Origin of the sequence: Sphingobacterium sp. UBA2480 (assembly GCF_002341965.1) — a bacterium.
GTDB lineage: Bacteria > Bacteroidota > Bacteroidia > Sphingobacteriales > Sphingobacteriaceae > Sphingobacterium > Sphingobacterium multivorum.
The window spans coordinates 666596-682937 of the sequence record NZ_DDPA01000007.1 but is presented as its reverse complement, the minus strand read 5'-3'; the positions used below and the strand labels follow the sequence as shown (position 1 = coordinate 682937).

General features: G+C 42.9%; 12 protein-coding genes. 1 reads left to right on the top strand and 11 read right to left on the bottom strand.

What is annotated here, in order from left to right; genetic code table 11:
• Window position 1 precedes the first annotated feature (1 nt).
• The 6 genes from B3600_RS15995 to B3600_RS15970 form a co-directional block, all read right to left on the bottom strand.
• Window positions 2-2290 carry a glycosyl hydrolase family 95 catalytic domain-containing protein gene (locus B3600_RS15995; RefSeq protein WP_286753668.1) on the bottom strand — a complete coding sequence of 763 codons (2289 nt, stop codon included), beginning with the start codon at window positions 2288-2290 and terminating at the stop codon, window positions 2-4.
• 108 nt (window positions 2291-2398) lie between these two features.
• The gene (locus B3600_RS15990) at window positions 2399-3067 is read right to left on the bottom strand and encodes a DUF2264 domain-containing protein (protein WP_286754003.1); all 669 of its coding nucleotides are present in this window, start codon (window positions 3065-3067) and stop codon (window positions 2399-2401) included.
• A gap of 52 nt (window positions 3068-3119) precedes the next feature.
• A complete protein-coding gene (locus B3600_RS15985; RefSeq protein ID WP_286753667.1) occupies window positions 3120-3644 on the bottom strand; it encodes a DUF2264 domain-containing protein in 525 nt (174 codons plus the stop codon).
• A gap of 84 nt (window positions 3645-3728) precedes the next feature.
• Complete coding sequence (locus tag B3600_RS15980; protein WP_286753666.1) at window positions 3729-5654, bottom strand: right-handed parallel beta-helix repeat-containing protein; 1926 nt, start codon at window positions 5652-5654, stop codon at window positions 3729-3731.
• 26 nt (window positions 5655-5680) lie between these two features.
• Window positions 5681-7960, bottom strand: a complete 2280-nt coding sequence (locus tag B3600_RS15975) for a hypothetical protein (protein WP_286753665.1) — start codon at window positions 7958-7960, stop codon at window positions 5681-5683.
• A gap of 40 nt (window positions 7961-8000) precedes the next feature.
• Complete coding sequence (locus B3600_RS15970) at window positions 8001-10229, bottom strand: hypothetical protein (RefSeq protein ID WP_286753664.1); 2229 nt, start codon at window positions 10227-10229, stop codon at window positions 8001-8003.
• A 442-nt stretch (window positions 10230-10671) separates the two neighbouring features.
• On the opposite strand from B3600_RS15970, the gene B3600_RS15965 reads away from it, so the two are divergent.
• Window positions 10672-11553: an AraC family transcriptional regulator gene (locus tag B3600_RS15965; protein WP_286753662.1), complete on the top strand. Its 882-nt coding sequence runs from the start codon at window positions 10672-10674 to the stop codon at window positions 11551-11553.
• On the opposite strand, the gene B3600_RS15960 is transcribed toward B3600_RS15965, so the two are convergent.
• The 5 genes from B3600_RS15960 to B3600_RS15940 all read right to left on the bottom strand — a co-directional run bounded on the left by B3600_RS15960 (window position 11540) and on the right by B3600_RS15940 (window position 16326).
• Window positions 11540-11971: an L-rhamnose mutarotase gene (locus B3600_RS15960; protein ID WP_286753661.1), complete on the bottom strand. Its 432-nt coding sequence runs from the start codon at window positions 11969-11971 to the stop codon at window positions 11540-11542. The genes B3600_RS15965 and B3600_RS15960 overlap by 14 nt on opposite strands.
• Window positions 11972-12071: 100 nt before the next feature.
• Window positions 12072-13631: a sodium:solute symporter family transporter gene (locus B3600_RS15955; protein WP_286753660.1), complete on the bottom strand. Its 1560-nt coding sequence runs from the start codon at window positions 13629-13631 to the stop codon at window positions 12072-12074.
• A 22-nt stretch (window positions 13632-13653) separates the two neighbouring features.
• Window positions 13654-14826, bottom strand: coding sequence for an enolase C-terminal domain-like protein (locus tag B3600_RS15950; protein WP_286753659.1), 1173 nt, complete (start codon window positions 14824-14826; stop codon window positions 13654-13656).
• Window positions 14823-15719, bottom strand: a complete 897-nt coding sequence (locus B3600_RS15945) for an aldo/keto reductase (RefSeq protein WP_286753658.1) — start codon at window positions 15717-15719, stop codon at window positions 14823-14825. The genes B3600_RS15950 and B3600_RS15945 overlap by 4 nt, the downstream gene beginning before the upstream one ends.
• A 34-nt stretch (window positions 15720-15753) precedes the next feature.
• Window positions 15754-16326 carry an RNA polymerase sigma-70 factor gene (locus tag B3600_RS15940; RefSeq protein ID WP_286753657.1) on the bottom strand — a complete coding sequence of 191 codons (573 nt, stop codon included), beginning with the start codon at window positions 16324-16326 and terminating at the stop codon, window positions 15754-15756.
• Window positions 16327-16342: the final 16 nt, after the last annotated feature.

The following is a 16342-nucleotide window of genomic DNA, read 5'->3' as shown; positions in this document are numbered from 1 at the left end:
TCTAGACCGCAACTATCAAGTAAATACGATCTCCTTTTTTCGTTGCTATACGTAAGCGATCGCCCTCCAAAGGCTGCATTATTTTTCCGTTTTTGCGCCAGGAAATTTTACGTCCGGGCCAAGGGTTGTCAAGAATCAAGTTCCGTCCTTGCTCACTTAAGATCTCGACGTAGGTGACAACTCCATTTTCAAGTTTTGATGACACAAGGAAGGCGCCTTCCACACGTAAGTTGCCAAATTGCCCATGCTGTTGTTTGGGCCATACAGGAAATAATTTTAGCACCTGCTGATGGACGCCACACAACATCTGATTAATGGTTGTCGGTACAGTACTACAATTTTCTATACCATGCGGGTTGTTCAGTTGAAACCCATTGGGATAAGTATGTTGGCTATATCGGTGCAAATGATACAGTATACTATCCGCACTGTAGCCTACCCGAACTGCCGCAGGGAAAAAACTATTGGTACCATTATTATCTGTCCAACGCCCCATTTTTTTGATCGTATTACGCGCAATGGTAATCCAACGCGGATCACTTTCCAGATCAATCTGCATGGCCGGAAAAATATGCTGTATGCCCAATGTATTATCATTCCACCATGCAGGGCCCTTTTCGGTATAACGAAATACAGGTTGACCATCTCTTTCCTGAACCGGAAAAGTAGCAAGATTCTCCCTGACCTGCGTCCAATTTGCCGCCAGCTGGCGGTCCAAGTCCAAATAGGCCCTCAGATCGGCAGCCAGCTGCAGTGTTTGCCTGACCAGTCCAAGGCTTAGAATTGGATTGCTATCCCCGACTGTCCCTTCGTGAATTGCGTCGTTAAAAATCACATAACGACCATTTTCATCTTTCTTTACATAGTTGCTCCAAAACACAGCTGCACCACGCACATAAGGATATATTCTTTCCGCATACTTACGATCGTAAGTCGTATAAAACGCTGTAGCCATATTGGTTACACCATAGGACACATTGCTTTTCTGACCAAAGAATAAGCCTTTACGCTCTACCTGCCCCCCTTGGATATATCCACCGAATACGCTTTCCATGATTGCATTCTGACGAGTTGTTTCCATCCCTTTCGGGCCTATTCCCACCGGATATAGCAATCCATCCGAAATCCCGGTTATTTCTTTTGAGTAGAACTTACCCCGTTCCATAAAGTCGAGCAGCGGTTGCTCATACGAACCAGCAGCACCAAGATGGTTGGAAGAATAAAGTCCATAGTAAGGGGCCATATAGTTATAATTCAAATGGTAATCACCATTCCAATTGGGAATCTCGCGGGTAATCCATGTTCCAAAGATGGGCGGGGCAAATTGAGGATCGCGGCTACGGGATCCCATCACATAGTGAGATAGGTAATACTGTTTTTCGATCACTTTATCGGGAATTTCAACATAAGACTCGGACCAAAAGTCTGCCCACCACTTTTTATGTTCACGTTCGAGCTGCTTTACATTTTTTAGATCTAAACCATCCACGGTCTTAAGCCCCTTTTCCACACAATTCTTACTTTTGAAATTGGAAGATAAGGCACATACATAGGTTAGCGACTCGCCTGCAAGTAAGTTGAAAGCAGGTTGCTGCTGTGTGATTATTCTTCCAGCAGCTGCAGCCTTTGTCGGAATATCGACCAGCTCCTCAAAGCCCCTGCTGATCAATTTTGTTCCATTTCCTCTCGTCTCCTGCTGTGTGACAGCAGGGAAAAGTGATTCAGCTGGTGGATTGTTTTTAAATTGGTCTTCGGCAGGGAGAAGCAGATTGATCTGCCCCTTGATTTGTTTTTTACCTTTGTTTTGAAATTGTAAAATCAAGCAGTCATCTTTCGTTGAAACAAAGGATCTGATCTCCAGCAACGTATCTCCTGCCTGAAAGGTTGAGGTTGCAATTGCTGTATACAGATCCACATTAACCTCATAACTCGCTTTCTTTAACATTGGAACGGCAACTTCTACTTTACCCAATACGGCCGGGTAGGATTCGTTAAATGCAGATTTTAACCGCCAAAAATCATTTCTTGCCAGGTAATAGGTCTGCTTATCGGGCGTACCTGCAATTGCTACTCCTGTACTGCCATTACCCAACAATGGGGCATCCACGGCAACTTGGGATGGTATCCGTACCGCTGGTCGATCGAAATTGGCTACATATTGTGATACAGCAGCTTTACTTTTTTGCAATAGTCCTTGTTGTACAGCGTTTTGCTGCGCCTGACCTGGCGCGTAAAAACTAAAACCAAGGAAACAGGTTAAAAAAACGAGCTTAAGATTTGGCGATTTCATGATAATGCTTTAGTTAAAAGACGACTCACTCCCACCGTTCCCTAGAACAATTGTAACAAAATCATTCGGCAAGCTTTCTAAAAGGAATAGCAGGTAATTCGACTTATCTTAGTAACCAACTTTATAATCTTTTTTAAACGCCTGACCTTGCCAGGCTTTCTTTGTTGTCCAGTCTTCCGATTTACTTGTCCAGAATGGATCATTTGCCGGCAATCCCAACGGTAAAAAACTAAGGGTGGTCATATATAAACTTCCCGTGGAAGTATAGGTATCCGCAACTTCCGGCTGTGCGCCGCAGAATCCCAGCAATAACCATCCATTTGGACCAAAGTTTGAACAGGAATCGAACATTCGGCGATGCATAGCCGTCATCGCGCTTCTAATCTGTCCCGGAGACAGTCCTTCGGGATACTTACCCATTAGCGCCACCTGTGCCAAAGCCTGAAAAGCACCAGTTCGATAGGTTATCGAACGACCAAATGGCGGAAAACTTCCATCGACACCAATCATCCGTTCCTGAAAAGTGGCATAGCGTTGCATACGTTTTAGCACTAAATCATATTCCTTGCTACCCGTCTCCTTTACATCCACGAGCGTACGATAGATATCGACCAGCATCGGCTGAATGACAAAGCTATTATAATAATCCATGGCAAAATGAGGTCCATCACTATACCAGCCATCGCCCAAGTACCACTCCTCCATTTTCTTCAGTGCTATATCGATACGCATGGGATCAGCATCTTCACCTATCCGTAACAAAAAGGCTTCTGTCAATGCCGAAAATAACAACCAATTGTTATAGTAGGCGGCGCGATTGCGCAGACTTTTAAAACCTTGATTTTGTAGTTGCGTCCAAAGGTTCCCAAAGTGCTTGAGGCGCTCTTAAAAAGCCTTCTGCCATAAATGCCGCATCGACAATCGGCTGTTGCTCCTCGCTGAAATCCAAGCAGTCGGGATTCGTTGGATTCACGGCATTGGCAATTCCCTTTAACAATGCCAGGCGCAATTCTTTACGCTGTTTCCCCTCTTGCGTATTGTCATCAGGAAGCGACAACCAAGGCGCAACACCGGCCATGGTACGCCCCACAGCTTCCAGGTAGGTAACCTGCTCAGCCTTTAACATATACCCTGGAGCCTTTTCCAGCGGCATATTCTTTTTCAGTGTTCCCGAAGCGAGGTTATGGATCACCGGAGATACAATTTTGTAAAGTAGTCCTGTCCAATATTCACGATCTTGATTTCCTTGTTCAATTGTTGCAGGAAGAGTAGTAGTCTGCTGAGCGACTACGTGTTGAGCTATCAGGGCATAGAACACGGAGGTTATGCAGGCAAGCAATCTAACATATTTCATTCGTCTGGGTTTGATCTAAGCGATTGGTTATCAATTCTGTTTAGATTTACATCATGTTTACAGTACATAAATCTAAACAAAATACTAGACTCCTCCCAAAGCAATCTTTTTCTTCTTCCCAGTGTATTCAAATGGACCTGGAGCTGGATTTGTGTGTTTTCGGGCTTTACCGAGAAAGTCCCGGTCAATCTGCAAATGCTGTCCATTACGATCATCAAATGGTAAGTTTGAAATTACGGTAGGCTGCAATGATCTTGAAGTGACCAAAGCCCTCTTTTGCTGCAGCCATTTTGTCCGGAATGGGAAATCCAAATAGACCCGGCCCTGTTTTTCGACTAGATTGACAGCAGTAACTTCATTGGTATCGATCAACGCATTTATTTCAACCGCACCTTTACTGGTATATGCTTTCATGCGTTGCTGGGCATCAGTATGCACCTCGCCCATGCGCGCATTGTTTTTATGGGTTGAAATTCCTACACTGCCTTTTAGGTAAACATTTCCATTGAGCAATACGGGTAGATAGGCATTACTATAGTCACTGATATCAGCTCCTTTCACAAAAATATTGTTGACAAACTGTACGTCACCACCGGGATTATCCTTTAATGCAGCAATTCCAGTCGCATGAGGTTTCAGATACGGCGTCAATCGACTATCATAAGCAACTACATCTATTTTTCCTGCAAAGAGATTATGGGCAAAAGCAGCCCCTTGTGCGTTCATTAACAGACTCTTTTTGGAAAGCATGATATTATTAGCCACTAATGCCGGGCCATGTGTTACTTCCAAGAATACATCAAGATCATTCTGATAAAGCAAATTGTTCATAATTTGTGCACCTTGGGCCATCCAGTCCAGCCAGATTCCTTTGTCTGTACGAAAGATACGGTTATTTCTGATACTGACATCAACAGCGCCATGAAACTTAATTCCTGCCATCTCTGCTCCCGTAAACAATCGTTCGATGTGTATATCATGAATTGTATTTTTTTCGATCGTACTAAAAGAGCAGCCCATACTCCCCACAATTCCTGCCTGTTCGCAATAGGCTATCTTATTATTCCCTACATAATGACCACCTACATTATCTTTATCCCAACCAAAAGCCAAGGCTCGTTTTATGGTCCCAACGTAACCTTCAGCTGATTCGGTATCCTTATTGTCGAATGCATCACCGTATTTCCCTAAGGCTATCCCTACACATTTCGAGTACTGTATGGTATTGTTGACAATACGCCATCCCTTACTCCAATGTGTTCCCAGAAGTCCTTCCTGTTCGGCCGTTGGGGGTGCCCAATTGGTCGCCGCCTGTTCCATCACAAATCCATCCACAGTGATATAATTGACAAATGGGCGATCGGGATAGAAGACCCGAGGCCGTACATTGATTTCTACCTGTTCCTGATTCGGATCAACCTGTGGAAACCGCGCCCATATAGACGTCTTTTCGCCATCAACCGAAGCCCACCATCCCCCTTTTTGGGAATGATCGGCGAATAACTGCTCCTTGGAAGATGCTTCCATCAGCCAATGACCATGGAGATAGACAGCACCTCGGTGATATTTCCGCTCCTTGGGTGTCGGCCAAAACCAGTCGCCACGAATTTCCTCCGCATAGGGATTGAAGGTACCAAAGAAAGCATTAGGCAGCTCCAACTGCCAAATATCGTCATGCAATAGCTTCCAGCCCTTTACTTCTTCCGACCCTTTGATAACGACCTTTTCACCTTTTGCGGCGCGATAGGTAATGGGCTGTTGTGCCGAGAGGCCAGCGCGCGGTGGAATGATACTTTCGCGGTATACCCCCTTGTGAACGGTAATGATATCACCTGGCATAGCAAGCTTCGCAGCAGCCATAATGGTACGGAGTGGTTTCGTCTGCGTACCGGTCTGCCCATCATCTCCCACCACAGCAACATGATATTCTGTTGGCTTTGCTTTGGTTTGTGCTGACAGAGTCATTGTCCCTAAAAGGAAAACACATGTTAAGAAAGAGGTCACTTTCATTTTATTCAGTTTAGTGCTATTTAAGCTTAATATCCTTTAGCTCTTCTCAATGTTGTTAAGAGTTTCTTATCCGAGCCATCTTTATTTAAACGATACAAATTCCAGCGATCTTTATCCAATTCCTCCAGTCTGAAGCTTTGTGTAGGATCAACCAATTGTTTTTTCACCCAGCTTGGGAAAGCACTCGCTGCACGGGCATTTTCCCAGGTACGAATCACCTTGAAAATAGCGTCTTTCTGTGGACAGCTCTCTACCTGTTTTTGATTCAGCTTTAGGCTATAGGTCGATCCGGTACCTACGGACATTGCCTGGATATGTTCGTACTCTTCTACAGTGGACTTTTCAGTAATCGGAAAATTTCCGCCCATTCCTACGGGGAAGAAATTGGCCTGACAGACATCTCTTAAATCTTTCCCCTGACTTGTTGCGCTACCCCACTCCCGTGTCTCGGCATCATATAGATTTTTACCGCCACCTACATTCCATATACTTTGGTAATGCCATGAGCCTTCAGACAAAGTTGCACCTGTAAAACGAATGTCAGCTAGCCCATGCTGTTTCGCCCGATCAAACATTTTACGGAAAAAACGTTTTGCCGAATAATAGCCATGCCCATTGTTAAACAAGAATTCCTGTCCATCAAAATCGTAATATCCCAAACCATTTATGGCACAGACATCGGCATAGTAAGCCGCAATTTCATCCTGCAACTGCATATTCGGAATTAAGCCATCATAACCGTAGTTGATGGTTACCTGCAATTTATAGAGTGTATCTAAAGCCTGATGAGCTGCCGCCTTGCTATCCCAGTAACCACGTTTTACATTCAGCAGACGATACGGCTTCGTATCACTCACCCCGAGATAATGAATCAGTTCCTTACCAATTTTAATTATATTTAAACTCTTGACGTGCCCTTCCCAGCTGCCGATTTCCTCCAAATGCGTCGGGTCATCAACATAAATTAGTGTATCCGTTGAATTGATTGCCTTAGCTAGCAAACGTTTTTGCTGATACCAAATACTGTCACTCGGAACGGGACTCGCATCTTTTGTACCCGGAGCCAAGGCATTTGTGATCGGTGTACGACCAATAACCAAATTGTGCTTGGCTGCCAACGCCGCATATTCCTTATGAGAAAGCGCTTTCCCATCGGAGAACTTCAGGGGTTTACGTTCGAAGTTTTTACCGTCAATATAACCCGCATTACCGCGATCAGGCCTTAAAAATCCTTGATCGTATAAACTGATTGCCTTGAATCCAAGTCGGTTTGCATAAGCGATCATATTGTCGTATAGATTTCCTTCTGTCAGCACATCCGGTACAAAAGCCGCTGGATCTTTAATCCATTTTCCATTAACGGTTGGATGTGGTAAACCTTCTTTCAGGACAATATCCTGTACCACATCTAGCAAGGCCGTACTATCTGGGCTACCCCAAAATGCAATGGAAGAGCCGATGTAGTCAACTCCAGGTAAGGGTTGAACCTGCAGATGGTTGGGTTTATTAGAAGGCATATTGGGAATTAACGAATAATAAACTTCCCGCGGGCTTCTGCGATCCCGAGATTGATAAGTAATTGAAATTCGTCCATTTTTATCGACCTCAGCTGCATTCCCATACATAATCCTGTAGTAGGGTTCTTTGTGCGCATAAAAAGCGACATCGCTGATACCGTTGCCCCCCAATGTGAAAACCTGTCCTTCATGCAGATCATTTGGTAAGGGAAAACGTGACGCATCTGGTGAGTGGATAATATATTGGAAAGGAGCCGCGTCACCTTGAATATCTGCGGTACCGCCCAACGTATTGTCGTTTAACGCCAGCATGCCTATTGCATAATTGACAGCTTTACTTGTATCACGGCTCACACCAATGATCTCACCCAATAAATTCGTGATGTTTGTATGATACGAACCCCACTGTATGGCTTCAATTTCCTTCGAATTTGTCAGTGAAAGGAGCTTCATCTTAAAGTACTTTGCCTGCGGCAAGATACTGATGCGTGCTGTAGAACCGTTGGGATAGCGCAAGGTCATGATTTTATCCGTAGCGGAATAATTTGCTTGTTCTGGATAGCTGTATACCCTTTTCTTCGCATTATACAGAACCATCAAAGGAGAAGGTTTATCTGCCGGGCTAAATTCCCGGTTCGATTTCTTTGTAATATTCTGCATGCTCGTGATATAACCTTTTTGGTCAATAACGATCTTAAAATAATTGGTTTTTAATGTTGTTTGGCTATACCCCATTGTTGACAAAGCTGTCAACCCAAGAAATAACAAGCTAGTTTTTAAAAATTTCATTTGTTTTAGATTTTAACATAGTATACCTTTTGCATCCGCACTATAACGCAACTACGACTGTATCGCCTGCTTTAATATTGACCTTTTTATTCCAGTCCCAAAAGGCATTCTCACCTAAAGGTCGAGCTGCTTCAGCGGCATCTTCCGCCAGTATGCTCACATTTGCATCGTAAGCGGTTGGATTATGAAGTGTTACAGCGAGTCCCTGACTGGTTTTCTTGACAGTTTTAACTAGAATATGATCAAAAGCATAGGCTGTTGCTTTGTCCTTGCGGACATAAACGCCCGGTATTTCCAAGGCCATCAGCGCTCCATTTGTTTCATTCCAGCCGGTTTTACCTCCATCCCCGCGTGAGCCTCGGCTATCAGCATCGCAATAGGTCAGACGCTCAGTGATCTTACCATTGGGTTGAATGCCTTCGGCATGTGCGTGGATCACATCGCGAATCAGATCAGCATACAAGCTTGTACCGGTTTCCCGAAAGAGTTTAAATAAAACATCACCCGACTGCGTACAGAACCCGGGTGCACCATGTTTATTTTGTGTACTCGCCCAAACCGCCCCCGTTAGATTAGCCCCCAATTTTGCTAAGGCTGTATTTTCGGGCAGCTGATAAGGAAAAGACACTGTCCATGAAGCTGTATAATTAGCTACGTTTTTTGCTTGCTCGAGATATTTGCGATCGCCAGTTTGTTCAAAAAGAGTCATCAGCGAAGTCGTTAACGCTATTGCGGTCTCTGAGTCTGCATTTTGCAAAATATCACCACAGGCACCTGAAGTAAAACCTACTAGCGCAAACTCGTCATAATACTTTTTGGCGGCCTCTTTTGCCACAGCAAGGTAATGATCATGATGAAAATAAGAAGCTGCCAAAGTCAGCCCTGCAACGGCCATGGCCCCACCTGTCGTGTTATAAGCAGCAATTTTACCCGATTCAATCGCTAGGTAATTCCCCCACGTTCCCTCTTCCTGCCAGGTTTTCACGAAGGCATCCGCAAGTTGTTTGACTTTATTTTCCCATGTACTATCGATCAGAGCAGACTTACCCTGCTTTTTCAAGAGCATAAACTGCTTAACCATCCAGTATAGTACATCGGCATTTTTACGGGTCAAACCGATCCCTGGATTTAGCTTTGCTCCATCACGATAAATGACCTGACCGTCTGCGCCAAGCACATCGTAATAATAGCTACTTGCTCCACGGCCTCGCGGTAAAGCAAAATTGAAGGTATGACTTACCCTGTCAAAATGCACTTTATCCGCCATAGCAAGCATAGGATACGTATTGATCAATCCGCCAACCCAGCCATAGGACATCCAATCGGCATTTTCGGGACAGTAAAACCCAATATTGTCTTTTGTATAATAACGTTCGTCAATATTTTTTGCCATACGTGTAAAAACCTCACTCATGGGCATCAGATTGCGGGGCGCAGTTTCTTTGACATGAAGTTTGCGTTCTTGCATAAAGTGTGCATAGAGTTGCGGAACATCCATTGCTGGAAACACAATTCTTGTCACACGGATCTGTAATTCATCACCTGGAGCTACACTTATCCCACGATCAGGACTTTCACTAAAGCCAATAAATTCAGGTTTCCGAGACCGTACACCAGGAGCACTGACGACAAAACTGGCCAAGCTCCGATCTCTACTTTCTTCGATAATGAGTGCATGATCTTTTACCTCATTTTTCCAGGTTATTCCCTGATCGGTAAACAGGAAAACACCCTGCTGTTGCTTTCTGTCCAAGTAAGCCATCAAGGGTGTACTGGTATTGCTGATATTAACTTCCAGCTGGGAATTGGCCCCAAATTCGGGTGAAAGCTGTGGAATCGGATTGGAGGTAAGCGCTAAATCTTTTCGATAATAATCCGTTTTGTCCAAACCCGTTGCATATTCCCGGTTAACGATGCGTTGACGATTGCCATTATAAACAACCGCAGGAATCATCACAAAATTGTCACTCGACCAATTATAAGCATCAAAAGCGACTGCTACCCCAGCATCCTTCATCGCTCTTTTCGCCTTAAAGGTAAATAGGTAGGTCACCTCATTCGCTCCCTTTTTCTGCAAAACCTCCTGCTTGACATCCCAATTATCCGAACGCCCTCTTATTGTCGAACTATGTACCAATTTTGCTCCTTCATATTGGCAATCCAGCAATCTGAACAGCACATTTTTATCCCGCTTTTGGGGGAGCCAGTCTTGCGAAAAACTATTTAGCGCTAATGCACAGAGTAGAAAACTTCCTACTATCTTTTTCATTCGTCTATTATTTTTACTTTTCTTTCAATCTTACCGAAGAGTTGGACCGTATACACGGCCCAACTTTCACCACTTTAACACTAAATTACACTATGAATAAACCAACTTATTATTTTAAAGGATCAAAGTTCCACCTTACACCGAATTCTGTTCGATTTTTGAATTTCCTTTCATTCTGCTTTCTAACGGTTCCCACATTTACAAAGGTAAACTTGATTATTATGCATCTCTATTCGTCATAATTGATGGCAGGAATAAATTTCAATATAATAAATAGGGATAACCACCAATAATTTGCCCTATTGTGATGTTTTTTTGCATTCAATATTTTACAAGCAAGATTTTCAAATTTTACACTTTCATATTTTTTTTCTTATCTTTAACTGAGCAATGCAACCGGTTGCTATTATACATTAATTTTCACCATCATTATCCTAATACTATGATGCAGCATATTTATGAAAACTTTACTTTCCCACCAGATCAATCATTTACGGTCCGTAGTGAAGAACTGGAGATCAAAAAATACACTTCTTTAAAGTCGCATCTTAACTTTGAGATTGCTTTATTGGAAAACTGCATGGGAAAACGGTTTATAGGAGACCATATTGAAGATTTTGAAGGTGACGAATTGGTTTTATTGGGTAGTTACCTACCGCATTGCTGGCAATATTACAATACCATTGATAGAGATAAACCAGCTAAAGCCTCCATCGTCCACTTTTATCCTGATTTTCTAGGGAAAGATCTGCTAACCAAGCCTGAAGCGATCCTGCTCAATCAATTGTTTATCAATGCTGCAAAAGGTGTCTTATTTTCTGGTCCCATTGTTATAGAGGCGAAAGAAATCCTTAACCAGATGTTGTCTACTTCAGGGTTGTCTCGCGCTGTATTGATGTTACAACTTTTGGATAAATTGGCCTTATCCAGTTCATATAGGACTTTATCTTCACCATCGTTCAATATTATTGAAAATTCAAATGATGCTAATCGGATCAACCGGGTTTTCGACTACATATTCAAACATTTTAGAGAGGATATTACACTACAGGATGTCGCTTCAATTGTACCCATGTCTTCATCTGCCTTTTGCCGATTCTTCAAAATGCAAACCAATAGAACCTTGGTGGATTTTATCAAGGAAATACGTATTGGTCATGCAGCCAAATTATTGTTGGAAGGAAAATACAATATCACAGAAACCTGTTTCAAAAGCGGTTACAATAACATTTCCAATTTCAACAAGCATTTTAAAGACGTAAAAGGCAGTTCTCCCCGTGACTTTCTAAAGCAGTATCGGACACCCGAGGCTAGTTGTGTTTAAACTCGTAAAAAAGCTTCGTTTCGGCCCATTTTTGTCCTGCTTCCGTTCCGCGCACACCTTGTTGGTAGGCATTCATACGTACATTCCATTCTGCACATTTTGGACTGTAAGCCTCAGCTTCTTTACCCATTTTATTGAGATCGGCTCCTATCGGAACCCTAACCGTCATAACAATTAATTTATCAAACCGATACAATGCAATCTGCTGATAACCTGCTTTTTTAAACCCGGCCTCAACCTCAGGCCATACCCGATCGTGATAGGCCAGGTATTCCTTTAGTTTTTTTGGATTGTCTACAATATTGACCACAAATACATGCTCTTCATAATCTGGTAAATGGGACGGTGCTTTCTCCCCTTTACACATCACAAATAGCACCGAACTACATAGTATTAGCAGGCGAACAAGCAATTTCATCTTTATTTTCGTTTAATTTTTCATTAAATGAGCTATATGCTATTGAATCATCCCATCGCTATGCCTAATCATTGACTGATGAAATTATTGATGGATGACGTCAATTAAAATAAATATAGATCATGATCATAACGATCGCCAATCCTATCCAGGTCAGCCAAACTGATCGAGATTGACCAGACTCGCGATTAGGCGTTCGGTCAAACAGGGTCGGTATTTCCGAATGCTCCTTGGATTTGGTCGAGAAAGACACGGCGACAATGACCACGCTCAAAGCTACAAAAATATAAAAAGAAAGCATTAAAAAATGAGGCCAGTACCCTTGATAAGGATAATTCATTACATGGCAAATACCCAGTATCAAACAGATCAAACCGCCACCATATAGCACAACCTCTGCGGCCGTACTATTGATTCCGCGCCAGATGACTCCCCACAGAAAGACCACCGCCAATGGTGGAGCAAGAATCGAAACTAAACCCTGTGTGAGATCAAAAAATCCTTTTCCGGAATAAGAAAACAGCATCGCGATCGCAATACCTGCCAATGCGACTAAGACAGTCACCCATTTTCCCATACGTCTTTGCTGATTACTATCCAGTACTTTAAACTGCTGGACAACATCCAATGTAAACACCGTACAGAATGAGTTTAAACTCGATGATACGGTATCTACGAGCGACGCAATCAATGCCGCAATACTTAATCCCAGTAGACCATGAGGCATCAATTGTTTGATCATGGTAATATAGGCATTGTCCGGTGCGGTATCTTTGAACAATACAAAGCACATGATGCCGGGCAGAATAAATATAATCGGCATAATAATCTTAAGTGCCCCAATAAATAAGGCACCATATTGTCCTTCTTTTAAATCTTTCGCTGCCAGCACCTTCTGTACGATCGTCTGATCGGCACACCAATAATATATTGCCACTACAGGGTATCCCAAAACAATACCTACCCACGAATATTCGGGATTGGAAGCCGGCAAAAATAACTTCCAGTACGACGCTGGTGTCTGACTGATCAACGTTTCGAGCTGGCCGATCTTTTGAAAGCCCAAGAAGGTCAGTATAATCGACGATATGATAATGATTACAGACTGGAAAACCCCGGTACGAACCACAGCCTTCAATCCTCCAATTGCCGTAAAACTGGTTGCGATGGCACCGATTATTAAGATCGCTGTAAACAACTGACAACCAAATATCCCTGATATAAGCAATCCTCCGGCATACAAGGCACTCCCCAGCCAAACAACCAAAATGGAAATAAGGCTATACACGATCAGGAAATTGTATGATCTTTTACCGAAGCGAATCAATAGAAACTGGGGAATTGTACTAATCTTGGCTTTCAGATAATAAGGCAAGAACACCATAGCCAACAGCATCAAAAAGATCCAAGCCAACAATTCGAAGTTGCTGGCGACTATCCCATGAGAAAAACCAATACTTGCAAATCCGATCAACATCGTGGGTCCAGCATTGGCACCAAAAATGGAAAAACCAATCTGCCACCATTTCAGAGAACGCCCACCAAGAAATATGTCCTGCTGATTTTTCTCTCTCCTAGAAAAACGAAACCCCACATACAAAAGAACCAACGCGTATGCTATTAAAACCAAATAGTCAATGTAATTAAATGTTAAGTTCATGATCAGGTTTGTTTTTTCTGTATTACATACTAACCAGCGGATTATATCCAGGAACATCTGCTTTCATCCAGACCTGTTCCCTTATTATTTTATTTTCTTTCAAACAATACTCCCAATTGATCCGAACAGGTAATCCTTCTGATTCAGGTAAATGAAAATGTCCTTTTTCCAATGATGGTTTAATCAAGAAATACTTTTCTAAACCATACATCAAGGAATATAGGTACTCGATCATCCCACTTTCACTGGCCGTAGTCATTAAAAAGCTCGAATATAAAGAATAACCACCAGAAGAAAGCTGCAAATTGCGACTGGTACATAAATCTCGTACTTCCATCCATTCCTTTATTCCCCCGAATTGTGTCGGAACAGGCTGTAAATGTTTTACCCCACAGTTGGCCAACATGGGAAATATCTTGGATGTGCGCTCGGATTCACCATAAGCAACTGGAACGGTTGTCCGCTTACAAAGCTCTTCAATCTGATCATATGCCGCAGAATGTATCGGTTCCTCGAGCCAGACTAATTCTTTTTCACCAATGGCATCCAGAAATCTAAACACTTGTTCGCAAGACCAGATCTGATTGACATCCACAGCGATCTGCATATCTTTTCCCGCCAGTTTGCGTACATGTTTCACACGTTCAATATCGGTAGCTATATTTGTTCCAAAATCTTTTCCGATCTTCATCTTATAGCAGTCCACTCCAGCATTCAAAAAGAGTGCGACTTCCTTTTCCAATTCTTGCAGCGTATAATTGGTGCCACCACCACTTCCATAAATCTTCACGGTGTTGCGATTTCCGCCAATATAACGGTACAAAGGCAGTCCACTTCGTTTAGCCGCCAAATCGTGTAAGGCCATATCGACCTGCCCTAGTAGCGCCGATGCCGCCCCCTTGAAGCCTTCATTTCGAATGGACCAATACAGCTTAGGAAAAAATTCCTGATAAGACATGCCTTCGCAATGAAATAATATCGGAAATAGGCAGGTCTCCAAAATATTGGTGTAACTATTATACACGGGTGCTTCACCGACAAAACCCTCGGTATCTTCAATACGGATGATCGATAGACCAAAGCTCGGAAAAGGCCCCATTGTTGCGTCCTGGAAAGGAGTTATGTTGGCTACAGGTTCCAAAACTCGAATACTGACTTTTTGGATATTAAAGGTTTCCAGATCTATACTATTCATCTATTATTATTAAACGTTTGGAGGATTTCGTTATAAATATCTTTTGGCAATATGCCTTGGTTGATTGCATTGAGGGAACGATGCAGTTCACGCCGATTGGCAGCTCCTATTACCATTTTAAAGGAGGCATTAATATTCAATAAAAATCGTAAAGCCAATTCATCCAGCGATAGGTTATATCGTTCAGCAATAGTCTGTATCCTTTTTGCCTGTTCAACCCTCAGCACATCCAACCACTCGGGCACTAGCAGGGAAAAATCTTGAAATTTACGTCCCAATAGCCCCATATTTAGCGGGCTCGCGGCATAGTATTCCATTCCCTTCTGCTCACAGATTGGGATGGAGCTATGAAGTGCATCTATGTTACATGCGTTTAATGTATTGTATTCCATGAGTACATCGAATTGTCCTTCGATCAGGTATGGCATAAACCAGCTTGGAGGGTTCCCTCCTATTCCAATCTTTTTGGCCATCCCCTGCTCCTTAAAACACTGCATATCCGAGACTACTCGATCCGCACTATCGGCCGTCAAGACAGCAGGTTCGTGCAGAAACAGCACATCTACTTGCGCCACCCCCAATGTCTTTAAACTGTCCTCCACACTTCGCTGCATAACAGCAGTGGAATAATCATACCGCGCTTCGGTTGCCACATAGCTTTTTAATCGTCCTACTTTTGTACTAATAGCAGGTTTTGGACCTTTCCATTGCAATAAAGCCTGTCCCACAAAGTATTCCGCGTCGCCGTAAGCTGCGGCCGTATCTAATGCACAAATTCCATAGGATAAAGCCTCATGTATAGCTTGAATGGACTCCTCGGGTTCTACGGCTCCCCAAACACCGCCCAAGCCTGCAGTGCCCAATATTATTTTATCTATTCCCGGATTGTGCATTTTATTTCAGTCAAAATTTATAGCATCTAAATTACTAAGAAGCAACCATATAATCTTTAAGATTAATGGTCAATACCTTGAGTGCTTTTGTGATATGATACTCCACACCTTTAAGCGAAATCCCCAGTTGCTGGGCGATATCTTTACCACTGATATATTGCTGTCGACTCAGTTCGAACACGGCCCTCGTCTTTAAGGGCATTGCATCGAGTGTTTGTTGCGTTATTGTCTTAATTTCCTGGAGGAAAACCCGCTCTTCATTGATTTCGTTTAAACTGTCTATGCGAAGCTGCAATTCCCACTCATCCCAGTTATCCAGGGGTTCTATCAATTGTCGATGAATCCGCTGGTGTTTCAGGTAATCCAGCGCCTTATTTTTTATAACCCGTAAAAGAAAGCACTTGGGAGACAAGAGCGTCTCCGCTTGCATCCGTTCCCAAGTTGCCAATAACGCATCGGCAGTGATATCTTCCGCTACCGCATCAATATGGACAAAAGACTTTGCGAATAGAAAAGACTGCTGGTGATATTCTTTAAATAATTGATCAAAATGTTGTGCTATCTGCTTCATTACATAACTAAGGCCATAGGAAATATCAAATCCCATTTATTTATGTAAAGTT

What these genes read in the sequence shown, in the direction of transcription:
- B3600_RS15970 (WP_286753664.1), bottom strand. Translation starts at nt 10,229, where the DNA reads ATGAAAAAGATAGTAGGAAGTTTTCTACTCTGTGCATTAGCGCTAAAT.
- B3600_RS15975 (WP_286753665.1), bottom strand. Translation starts at nt 7,960, where the DNA reads ATGAAATTTTTAAAAACTAGCTTGTTATTTCTTGGGTTGACAGCTTTG.
- B3600_RS15950 (WP_286753659.1), bottom strand. Translation starts at nt 14,826, where the DNA reads ATGAATAGTATAGATCTGGAAACCTTTAATATCCAAAAAGTCAGTATT.
- B3600_RS15945 (WP_286753658.1), bottom strand. Translation starts at nt 15,719, where the DNA reads ATGCACAATCCGGGAATAGATAAAATAATATTGGGCACTGCAGGCTTG.
- B3600_RS15955 (WP_286753660.1), bottom strand. Translation starts at nt 13,631, where the DNA reads ATGAACTTAACATTTAATTACATTGACTATTTGGTTTTAATAGCATAC.
- B3600_RS15940 (WP_286753657.1), bottom strand. Translation starts at nt 16,326, where the DNA reads ATGGGATTTGATATTTCCTATGGCCTTAGTTATGTAATGAAGCAGATA.
- B3600_RS15960 (WP_286753661.1), bottom strand. Translation starts at nt 11,971, where the DNA reads ATGAAATTGCTTGTTCGCCTGCTAATACTATGTAGTTCGGTGCTATTT.
- B3600_RS15980 (WP_286753666.1), bottom strand. Translation starts at nt 5,654, where the DNA reads ATGAAAGTGACCTCTTTCTTAACATGTGTTTTCCTTTTAGGGACAATG.
- B3600_RS15995 (WP_286753668.1), bottom strand. Translation starts at nt 2,290, where the DNA reads ATGAAATCGCCAAATCTTAAGCTCGTTTTTTTAACCTGTTTCCTTGGT.
- B3600_RS15965 (WP_286753662.1), top strand. Translation starts at nt 10,672, where the DNA reads ATGATGCAGCATATTTATGAAAACTTTACTTTCCCACCAGATCAATCA.
- B3600_RS15985 (WP_286753667.1), bottom strand. Translation starts at nt 3,644, where the DNA reads ATGAAATATGTTAGATTGCTTGCCTGCATAACCTCCGTGTTCTATGCC.